Source organism: Pseudoalteromonas sp. 0303 (assembly GCF_013349995.1).
Lineage (GTDB): Bacteria > Pseudomonadota > Gammaproteobacteria > Enterobacterales > Alteromonadaceae > Pseudoalteromonas.
The window spans coordinates 1-10,225 of the sequence record NZ_JABVXF010000069.1; the positions used below are offsets into that span (position 1 = coordinate 1).

The window sequence follows — 10,225 nt, forward strand, 5'->3', positions numbered from 1 at the left end:
GGGATGGAGCAGCCTGGTAGCTCGTCGGGCTCATAACCCGAAGGTCGTCGGTTCAAATCCGGCTCCCGCAACCAACTTCTTAAATTAAGTGAGAAGTAAAATAAACTTAATATTCAGGCGCGGGATGGAGCAGCCTGGTAGCTCGTCGGGCTCATAACCCGAAGGTCGTCGGTTCAAATCCGGCTCCCGCAACCAACTGAAATTAAAGATTAAAATTAAATGAGTTTGACAAGCAGGCACGCGAAAGCGTGTTTTTTTATGCCTGAAATCCAGGTTCAGAGCCCGAAGGTCGTCGGTTCGCCCTCAAAATTCACAGCTCCCGCAACCAACTGAAATTATATAATAGGCACGCGAAAGCGTGTTTTTTATGTCTAAAATTCAGGTTCAGAGCCCGAAGGTCGTCGGTTCGCCCTCAAAATTCACAGCTCCCACAACTAACTGAAATTACATAATAGGCACGCGAAAGCGTGTTTTTCTTACCGCTATGCTAATTCACTTCTAACATGCTTTAAGTAAGCTTGTAGGCTCTCTTGCCACAGTAATAAGGCATCGGTTAATGATTCTTTTAAAGGCTTATTGTCGAGAAGTTTACGTTCAATTTTTTTCAGTTCTAAACCGTAACGGTTAAAGCCTAGTTGTAAAGCGGTGCTGGCTTGGCGGTGCAGTAGCTTGATGCACTGCTCTTTATCGTCCTCGACGAGCTGTTGACAGCGGATCAGTTTGTTTCTGGCTGACAATACAAACTCATTGTAAATCGATGACACTTCATCTTCACTGAATGAGCTGACAAGAGTCGCTGCGGCTGTTTCATCATAGAGTGTATCGCGCAGCTCAACAGCAATGCTTGCAGCTTGATTACTTTGTGAATCACTAAGTGCTTGGCGTAGTTTTTGTTGTTTAATTGGTTTGCCAACAATGTCTTTGATACCAAGTGCTAAGTATTCTTTTATTTCATCAGGGCTAAGGCTCGCGGTGAACGCTAACACCGGGGTTCGCTGGTTTAAATGGTCGATATTTTTTAGCTTCTTCAGCACTTCTTGGCCTGTTAAATCAGGCAAGTTCATATCGAGTAACACCACATCAAAATGATGTTTTTGCATCAATTCAATCGCACTTGTCCCATCTTTTGCCAGCTTAATTTTGTGCTCGTCATCGGCCATAAATTCAATGGCAATTTTTTGGTTTAAGTCGAGGTCTTCAACTAATAACACGTCTAGGCCAGTAACATAATCTTTTGATTGGTGGCGCTGTTCAACGAGGCTAAGCTCGCCAATGGCAAGTGGAATATCAAAGCTGAAAGTACTGCCTTTATTAAGTTCACTCTCAATATTGAGCTTGCTGCCTAACCTTTCCAGTAAGCGGCTGGTGATTGCTAAGCCAAGGCCTGTACCACCTTTTTCTTTACCTGCGCTGCTTTGAACGTAAGGTTCTGTTAGGTATGCAATTTCTTCATCTTCAATACCAGGTCCAGAATCTATGACGCTGATACGAACAAGGTGATCTAATTGCCCTTCATTGAGCAGTTTTACTTGGATTTTGACTGCACCTTGGTCGGTAAATTTAATCGCATTACCTACTAAGTTAATAATAACTTGTCTGAGTTTTTGTTGGTCGCAGTAATAACATGCTTGATCGGGCAAGTTGTATATAAGTTCAAACTTTAAATGTTTTTGCTCTGCTAAAGGGCTGAGTAAAAGGCACAGGTTATTGAGCCAGGTTTTAAACTCGACGTCTTCTTCGTAGAGCGCTTCATCACGCTGATCAAGGCTGGCGTAATCGAGTACTTTATCTACCAGTAAGTTTAGCGACTCAGCTGAGTTAATTATTGCTTCACAATAAGGTTTGTCACGTGGGTCACTCGACTGGTTCATGATTAGCTGTGCACTACCCAAAATGCCATTTAACGGCGTACGTATTTCATGGCTGATAGTTGATAGGAATAAACCACGAATTTCTAAGTCTTTATGAGCTTTTTCTGCTAACTGATTGAGGTTTTGTTCGCGACGTTCATTACATAATAGCGCCATACCAGTTGCATAAAACATCGGCGCAATAACACCATTGATGAATAAAGTGATACTAAACCAATCCGCTGACAATAAGCTTGCTGTTGTGACATCTCCCATCATTAAGGTTCGGCCTGTAAATATAGCCAGAATAATGCTGAGAATTAAAATGTAGACAATGCTGCCATTAGGGTAACTTTTACGGCCATTTCGAATAAATAATGCCAGTAAAAACAAGGCTTCAACTATGTGCTGAAGATCTGAAACCAAAATTCGACTACGTAACTCTGTGCTATCAGTGGCAAGATAAATCATGGTAATCGCGAGCACCACCGTGATTGCAACAAAGGTTTTAAAACCAACGCACTTGGCATTTAAAAATTGGCAAATCGCGAGTACATGAATAATGGATGCACTAAAGAGTAGGGTATTTGCGATAGCAACACTGGCAATATTATTGATATGACCATGCAGTGCAAAACTCATTACCGATGCAAACATCACTAGAGGATAGAAAATATAGAGTAAGGTGCCCGGAGTATTATTATTGGTTCGCCATGTAAGGTAATTAAGAAGAGTCATTACTGCCATCATGGCAGCACTGGCGTAATATAAAGTGGCTGAGTCGAGCATTGTATTTCCGGTGTTTTGCAATCAGTTTGAGCATAAAGTCAATTACAGTGTTTAGCAACCAGAAACAAAAACAGACGCGGCTGCGTCTGTTTTAACTAGTAGGATGTTTTGTTTGGTTTAGCGAATTTCGTCTGGAATATTCTGCTGTGCCCAAGACAATAGCTCGATACGGTTACGACATTTAGTTTTTCTAAATGCACTATATAAGTGAGTTTTAACTGTATGTGGGCTGATGCTTAAGTCTTCAGCAATTTCTTTATTCTTCGAACCTTTACTCATTAGTGAGATAATTGCTTTTTCACGTTTAGTAAGTTTAACCGGTTCGATGTCACCATCTGTCAATTTGTGGAGTGCGTCTTTATTGAACTGCAACATACGATTTAATGCATTACACATGATGTCGCGGCGATACCATAGTTGATCTTCAAGTAATAAACGAATGCCTTTCATTAACACATCAGCATTATCTGTTGTGTAAAACACACCACGAATACCACTTAATAGAGCACGGTTTGCAAGTTCAGGGTTCTCATCTAAGTTAAACAATACGATATCGCATTTCATTCGTAGATTAACTAGTTGTTCTTTTAACTTGCCCCACGGATCTGTGCTTGACGTTTCAATAAATAACAAGCGTGTTCCTTCTGGTACTTCAGAGATATCAGTACCAGATGTCACTGCTAGTCCTTGTGTTTTTAACAATGGCTCTAATACGTTAATGCCAATAGTGTTAATTGGCTCTGGATCTAATAATAAAAAGGCTGAACTACTCATATATATACACTCTTGAATAAAGTTGACAGTTAAATCCTATCACGCAATCCACCCCTTTCGTATTAGAAATTTCTGAGAGTTGTGCAGGAAAAGTACAGTTCGTGTCTATTTTGTGTCAAAAATTACAGTTAGTTAACTAATCGCAATATGTTAACTAACTGATATATATTCATTATAGCCAGAAATAATATGTTTGTGCTACTTTTTACACTTGTTTACACATTAAAGTATTAGATTTTTTGTTTTTTCGTATCTTGGTATGGAGGCCAGCCCATTTCTTTCCCTGCCAACATGTGTAGGTGTATATGGTACACGGTTTGTCCGCCATGGTCATTACAGTTCATTACGACGCGAAAACCGTCTTCACTAAAGCCAAACTGTTTAGCAAGTTTTGCTGCAACCACATATAAATGACCGACTAAAGATGAATTTTCTTCTGTAACATCATTAATCGTCGCTATTGGTGTTTTTGGAATGATCAACACATGAAAAGGGGCTTGTGGGTTAATATCTTTAAAAGCTAAAGATAGATCGTCCTCATAAACAATATCAGCTGGGATCTCTCGGTTAATAATCTTTGTAAAAATAGTCTCTTGGCTCATACTTAGCTCTCTTATAAATGTGGTTAAATGACCGCCCACTAATGACAAACTTTATTTGCAGTGTCAAACTGAAACTGCCGCAAGTTGAACAACCAAGGAGTGAACATGCATAAGTTAGTATTACTGAGTAGTGCGTTAATGCTATTTAATAGTTTCAGCAGTGTAGCTGAGACTATTCACTTTCCCGAAGAGTTTGTACCCTTACAAGTTGGAGAGCGCCTAATTGAACAGTCGTTTTTCAGTCGTGTTGACGATGTTGAGCTTGCCCCTGGTACTTACCAAGTGAAGATGAAATATACCGATCTTTACGAGCAAGGTTATGATGACCATCAAGTTGTTGAGTCAGAGCCATTTTGGGTCGAGCTTACGGTAGAGAGTGGTAAAGACTATGACCTAGTGTTTAATCGTGCCAGTAATGCTGTTGCGGCAGAAGTGTTTGCTGAATCACCGCAAGTAAGCTTAAAAGCCAAGGGCAGTGAACTTGCTGTGCCGCTATCGATAGTTAGCTATCGTGCAGCTAGCGCACCTGTACAAGCTGTAGCCAGTGCCCCAGTTGCAGCTACAAGTACAAGCAACAAGCCTACAACTGCAGTACCTGTCACATTGCCTGCAAAAGTACCTGGCGGACAAGCGGGTTTGAAAAATATGCCGAATGCGGCTGCGATGCTTGAGTTTTGGTGGCAACAAGCAAGCCCTGAAGAGCGCCGTGCGTTCTTACAAAAAGTAAGCAACTAATAAAATAATTAAAAAAGGCGCTGATTGCAGCGCCTTTTTTGTGTTTGATGACTTACTTTGCAAATAAGTCGTCAACAGTACCTTGTGCAAGTGGGTGGTAACCCGGACGTGCTTTTAAGTACACATCATGCGCCCAGTCTTTTTTACCGTTTTTAATAAGTGCTTTATAGAGTGGCACAATTAATTTACGACGACCGATGCCTGATAGGTGTTCATCAAGCGCTGGGTAAATTGGTTGATAACCATTACCTACCGCTAGCATAAACCATGCGAAAGCACGCTCTGCATTAGTTGACTGTGTTAGGTTGAATTGATTATCAAGCTCAGTCATTTTTTCGATGCTTAAATCACGAGGTAGGTTATTCAAAAAGTGTAGCCACTCGTGAACTGACCAATCCGCTGTTGGTAACTGGGCTGCACTGATCTCACCGTTTAACCATGTTTTGGTAACTGTATCAACTTTATCGAAGGCATCAGACGTTGGATTAGGAGCATCGCTTGGTAAACCAGGTTCAAAGATCCACTCATTAACTTTATCCATGCTCACAACGCCTGGATATTTTTCGATCAAGTTAGCTTTTAAGTAAGTAACAAATTGCGCTGTTGTAAGAGACTTAAACGCAAATTGGTCAAAGTAAGCTTTTACGAATGGGTCAAACTTATCACGACCAAATTTGTTTTCTAAATAAATTAAGAAAAGTTGACCTTTAGTGTAAGGCACCGAGCTAAATGCATCATCAGGATCGCGGCCATTAAGTTTTAAGTTAAGACGCGTATCTGGTGCTGGCAGAGTTTTAAGTAATGCACGTAAGCCGGCTGCATCAAGCGCTTGCTCCATAACTGCACGGTCACGGCCAAACACTTCTTCCATAATGCGGTTTTCAACGTAAGACGTGAAACCTTCGTTTAGCCATAAGTCTTCCCAAGTCGCATTGGTTACTAAGTTACCAGACCAAGAGTGAGCAAGCTCGTGAGCAATTAGGTTTACTAAGCTTTTATCGCCAGCAACAACCGTTGGTGTGATGAATGATAAACGTGGGTTTTCCATGCCACCAAATGGGAAGCTTGGCGGTAGCATTAATAAGTCATAACGACCCCATGCGTATTCGCCATACATCGCGTTAGTTTTATCGATCATCGCTTGTGTGTCGTTAAACTCAGCAACTGATGCATCTAAAATTGTTGGCTCAGCAAAGATACCCGTTTGCTTAGACATGGCTTTAAATTCTAAATTACCTGCACCAATTGCGATTAAGTATGGCGAAATTGGTTGTGGCATATTAAATAGATAATCGCCATCTTTATAAAGTGCATCTTTGTTATCAGCACTCATTACCGCACGAATGTCTTTAGGAGTGTGAATACGTGCCGAGTAGGTTACGCGCATTGCTGGCGTATCTTGTACTGGGATCCAACTACGAGCATGAATTGCTTGTGATTGGCTGTACATAAATGGGTGTGATTTACTGGCAGTTTGTTCTGGTGTTAACCACTGTAAACCTGAAGCTTCTGGGCGGCTGTTGTAGTAAATACGTGCTTTTACCGCTTGGCTTTTAAATTTAATTGTTAATTTTGAGCCCTTCACGTCATCACGTGCAGCAAGGGTGAAGTCAGCTTTGTGCCAGCTGCCTTTTTGATCTTGATACATTACTTTGTCGATATCTAAATCGCGAGTATCAAGCACCAGTGTTTTGCTTGTTGCATTGTGCCAATCTAGCGTGTGCTCAACAAAACCTTCTAGTTGTTTGTCATCAAAATCAACATCTAAATCTAGTAGTAGGTGAGTGGTTGTTACGTCATCTAAGTTTGCGTAAGTGTGCTGGCTGATTGCATCTGCAGTTGCTTGAGAGCAAGCACCGGCCATAGCAAGACTTAAAAGTAATGGTTTAAACTTCATAATAACCCTGGAACGGAAATGAAAAAGAGCCCGTTTTATAACATGATTAGTGCAGTGGGTTGAGTGATTTTTACAATCTAATGCGTATTTTGCGACGATAGGTTACACTAATGCGATTAGTTACCGGTAACCTTTGAGGCGTTTTGTGGCTCAGTCCCTGCAATCTTTTCATACCTTTTCTTTGCCAAGCCAATGCCAGCATTTTTATCAAATTGATGAAGTGAATCAGCTTTTAAGCACAGACTTTTCTGGGCCATTTTGTATTTTAGGTGAAGGCAGTAATACGGTGTTTTTATCTGACTACCAAGGTTCTGTGATCCACATGAATACGAAGGGCATAGATATAGAGCAGCAAAGCGATGGCTTTTTATTGCACATTGCAGCCGGAGAAAACTGGCACCAATTAGTTGCTATGACTATTGCTAATGACATGCCTGGGCTTGAAAACCTTGCTTTAATACCTGGGACTGTTGGTGCTGCACCAGTGCAAAATATAGGTGCTTACGGTGTAGAGCTTGAAAAGTTTGTGAGTTATGTCGAATACTTTGATATTGCCACCAAAACCATAAAGCGCTTAACTAAAGGCGAATGCCAATTTGGCTATCGTGACTCTATCTTCAAGCATGCACTGAAGAATAAAGCTGTAATCACCCAAGTAGGGTTACTGCTACCTAAAAAATGGCAGCCAGTACTGAGTTATGGACCATTGCAACAGCTTTCAGAACCCTCTCCACAACAGGTATTTGAGCAAATCATCACAACCAGAAATAGCAAACTACCAACCCCCAGTGAACTTGCTAATGCGGGCAGTTTTTTCAAAAACCCAGTGATCAGTAATGAGCAACTTGCGTTACTTTTAAAACAGTACCCAGAACTACCTCATTACTTTGTGGATGCTGAGCATCATAAAGTTGCGGCGGGGTGGTTGATTGAGCAAGCTGGGTTAAAAGGCTTTAAGGTCGCAGGTATTGAAGTGCATCAGCAGCAAGCTTTAGTGCTAGTAAACCACGGTAATAGTACAGGTGATGACTTAATTGCCATGGTAAAGCATGTACAACAACAGGTTTGGCATAAATATCAGATTGCTTTACAGCACGAAGTACGCCTGATCAATGCTGAACATGAATGCCACATTGAATTGGGAGCTTCATAATGAAAGCGCCAGATGGAAATAAGCTCGCTATTCTACAAGCTCTAAATACCGGTGGTTTTATTTCTGGTCAGCAATTGGGCGAGCAGCTCGGTATTAGCCGTGCAGCAGTGGGTAAACATATTCATTCTTTGCAGGAAATGGGGCTCGATATATTTAAGGTTACGGGTAAAGGGTATTGCCTTAATAATAGTGCAGGCTTACTGAACAAAGATAAAATCGGTCAGCATTATAATGAATTAGGTGGCAGCACAGCTAATGTTGAAGTGCAGCCTATTATTGACTCAACCAACAGTGAGTTAATGCGCCGTTTGCAAACAGAAGTATCACTGCCATCTGGAAGCGTATTAGTTGCAGAAATGCAGCAAGCGGGAAGAGGGCGCCGTGGGCGCGTTTGGCAATCTCCGTTTGGTGCAAACTTATACTTTAGTTACTTTTGGCGTTTGGATGATGGTTTGCAAGCTGCTATGGGGGTATCTATTGCTGTTGGGCTTGCTGTTTACGATACGCTTAAAGCCTTATATCAATTAGATGTAGAGCTTAAGTGGCCAAATGATATCTACTTAAACCGTGAAAAATTAGCCGGTGTATTAGTTGAACTTGACGGCCAACCACAAGGTCCTTGTCAGCTTGTAATAGGTATAGGTATCAATTTACATATGCCAGAAAGTGTTAGCCAGCACATAGATCAAGCATGGACTGACTTAAGTCAGCATGTGCAGGGGTTAGATAAAAACAAGCTGGTGGCTTATTTATGCTTTTATTTAGAAAAACGTTTAGCTCAGTATCAGCAATCAGGTTTAAACGATATGTATCTACAGTGGAATCAATTAAATGCATTTGCTGGCGAGTGTGTTGAGCTCAATACGGGTCATCGTAGCTGGCGTGGTATTTGCGAAGGGATTGATAACCAAGGTGGCGTACGTATTCGTCAAGATGGCGAAGTGAAAAGTTATTATGGTGGTGAAATTTCATTACGTAAGGCTGAGCTATGAAACTATTAGTGGATGTTGGCAATACCGCAATTAAAGCCGTTTTATTTGATGGCAAGGATTACCAAACCTGTGAACTCAGCAATTTACCTTGGTCACAAATAACAGAGCTGGTCTATGCCTGCGTAGGTAGCACAGAGCTACTTAAACCGTTATTAGCACAGGCGCAGCAACATGCTGTTCCTTACTTTGAAGCAGAGGTGACCGCTAAACTCGCTACGTTAACTTGTGCCTATCAGCAGTTTAAAAACCTAGGAATTGATCGCTGGCTCGCTGTGATCGCTGCGTATGTAGAATATCCCGAGCAAAACTGCATTATTATCGATGCCGGTACAGCAACGACAATTGATGTGCTTAATAAAGAAGGCGCGCATCTAGGAGGCTGGATCTTACCTGGCCTTGATTTAATGACCTCATCACTTACCCAAAATACGCAACGCGTGTTTGATGATGAGCAAACCCCATTTACGACTGAGTTAGGGCGTAATACGCCAAATGGCCTAAAAAATGGTGCTATGGTTGCTACTCTCGGTGCAATCGAGCAAGCAAAACAACATTTTAACCAACAGGGTTGTCAGTTAATATTTGCTGGTGGTTATGGCAAATTGTTAGCAGATACATATATAGATGCTAAGTTTGACAGCCTGCTCGTGTTTAAAGGACTGAATTATTGGCGTGAATTAGCTATAAAGCAGTAAAAATACGGGTTTTTGCCTGAATAGTGAGCGTTTAACACATAAATTCACATTTTTTTTAATTTTATGGTTGCATCACAATAAACCTTACCTTAGAATCTCGCCCCGTACTAAAGCAGTGCCGACTTAGCTCAGTTGGTAGAGCAACTGACTTGTAATCAGTAGGTCATCCGTTCAACTCGGATAGTCGGCACCACTTTCCTTTTACCGGAAGTGACTTAGTAAAGAATTTTCGTGGAGGGGTTCCCGAGCGGCCAAAGGGATCAGACTGTAAATCTGACGGCTCAGCCTTCGCTGGTTCGAATCCAGCTCCCTCCACCACTTTATTCTTGACGGTTAGAGGTAGTTTAAGAACAGGTTCCTATGCGGGCATCGTATAATGGCTATTACCTCAGCCTTCCAAGCTGATGATGCGGGTTCGATTCCCGCTGCCCGCTCCAGACTTCTGGTGTTGCTGATATAGCTCAGTTGGTAGAGCGCACCCTTGGTAAGGGTGAGGTCGGCAGTTCAAATCTGCCTATCAGCACCAGTATCGAGAACTCATCTTAATTTCTTCCTTTATCTGTCAGAAAAACTATTTGAAATTTGAAAAAATTAAATTAATCTACCCTCGGTGGATTATTTTCATATGTAATCTAGATACACAAAACTGATAGGTTCCGTCATGGCAAAAGAAAAGTTTGAACGCGTAAAACCGCACGTAAACGTTGGTACAATCGGCCACGTTGACCACGGTAAAAC

Annotated in this window: 8 protein-coding genes, 5 tRNA genes and 1 pseudogene; 10 read left to right on the forward strand and 4 right to left on the reverse strand. The window is 41.5% G+C overall.

The window, feature by feature from the left end; all coding sequences use genetic code 11:
* Positions 1 to 118: 118 nt before the first annotated feature.
* A tRNA-Met gene (locus tag HUS62_RS21745) sits at positions 119 to 195 on the forward strand.
* Positions 196 to 482: 287 nt separating this feature from the next.
* On the opposite strand, the gene HUS62_RS21750 is transcribed toward HUS62_RS21745, so the two are convergent.
* The 3 genes from HUS62_RS21750 to HUS62_RS21760 all read right to left on the reverse strand — a co-directional run bounded on the left by HUS62_RS21750 (position 483) and on the right by HUS62_RS21760 (position 4,015).
* Entirely contained in the window at positions 483 to 2,639 is a 2,157-nt protein-coding gene (locus tag HUS62_RS21750; protein ID WP_175081132.1) for an ATP-binding protein, read from the reverse strand.
* Positions 2,640 to 2,756: 117 nt separating this feature from the next.
* Complete coding sequence (locus HUS62_RS21755; protein WP_063701100.1) at positions 2,757 to 3,413, reverse strand: response regulator transcription factor; 657 nt, start codon at positions 3,411 to 3,413, stop codon at positions 2,757 to 2,759.
* Between the two features lie 230 nt (positions 3,414 to 3,643).
* The gene (locus HUS62_RS21760; protein WP_175081133.1) at positions 3,644 to 4,015 is read right to left on the reverse strand and encodes a histidine triad nucleotide-binding protein; all 372 of its coding nucleotides are present in this window, start codon (positions 4,013 to 4,015) and stop codon (positions 3,644 to 3,646) included.
* A 105-nt stretch (positions 4,016 to 4,120) separates the two neighbouring features.
* Here HUS62_RS21760 and HUS62_RS21765 point away from each other — a divergent pair, with 105 nt between their 5' ends.
* Positions 4,121 to 4,750, forward strand: a complete 630-nt coding sequence (locus HUS62_RS21765) for a DUF2057 domain-containing protein (protein ID WP_175081134.1) — start codon at positions 4,121 to 4,123, stop codon at positions 4,748 to 4,750.
* A gap of 52 nt (positions 4,751 to 4,802) precedes the next feature.
* Here HUS62_RS21765 and HUS62_RS21770 read toward each other — a convergent pair whose 3' ends face one another.
* Positions 4,803 to 6,647: a M1 family metallopeptidase gene (locus HUS62_RS21770; RefSeq protein ID WP_175081135.1), complete on the reverse strand. Its 1,845-nt coding sequence runs from the start codon at positions 6,645 to 6,647 to the stop codon at positions 4,803 to 4,805.
* A 145-nt stretch (positions 6,648 to 6,792) separates the two neighbouring features.
* Here HUS62_RS21770 and murB point away from each other — a divergent pair, with 145 nt between their 5' ends.
* The 8 genes and pseudogenes from murB to HUS62_RS21810 all read left to right on the forward strand — a co-directional run.
* Positions 6,793 to 7,800: a UDP-N-acetylmuramate dehydrogenase gene (gene murB, locus HUS62_RS21775; protein WP_175081136.1), complete on the forward strand. Its 1,008-nt coding sequence runs from the start codon at positions 6,793 to 6,795 to the stop codon at positions 7,798 to 7,800.
* Positions 7,800 to 8,792 (forward strand): bifunctional biotin--[acetyl-CoA-carboxylase] ligase/biotin operon repressor BirA, encoded by a 993-nt coding sequence (gene birA, locus HUS62_RS21780; RefSeq protein ID WP_130167786.1) that lies wholly within the window; start codon positions 7,800 to 7,802, stop codon positions 8,790 to 8,792. The genes murB and birA overlap by 1 nt, the downstream gene beginning before the upstream one ends.
* Positions 8,789 to 9,487, forward strand: a complete 699-nt coding sequence (locus tag HUS62_RS21785) for a type III pantothenate kinase (protein WP_175081137.1) — start codon at positions 8,789 to 8,791, stop codon at positions 9,485 to 9,487. The genes birA and HUS62_RS21785 overlap by 4 nt, the downstream gene beginning before the upstream one ends.
* 117 nt (positions 9,488 to 9,604) lie before the next feature.
* Positions 9,605 to 9,680 (forward strand) — tRNA-Thr (locus HUS62_RS21790).
* A 40-nt stretch (positions 9,681 to 9,720) separates the two neighbouring features.
* Positions 9,721 to 9,805: transfer RNA gene (locus HUS62_RS21795), tRNA-Tyr, on the forward strand.
* Between the two features lie 44 nt (positions 9,806 to 9,849).
* Positions 9,850 to 9,924: transfer RNA gene (locus HUS62_RS21800), tRNA-Gly, on the forward strand.
* Between the two features lie 13 nt (positions 9,925 to 9,937).
* A tRNA-Thr gene (locus HUS62_RS21805) sits at positions 9,938 to 10,013 on the forward strand.
* 135 nt (positions 10,014 to 10,148) lie between these two features.
* Positions 10,149 to 10,225: pseudogene (locus HUS62_RS21810) on the forward strand (elongation factor Tu); the annotation flags it as partial.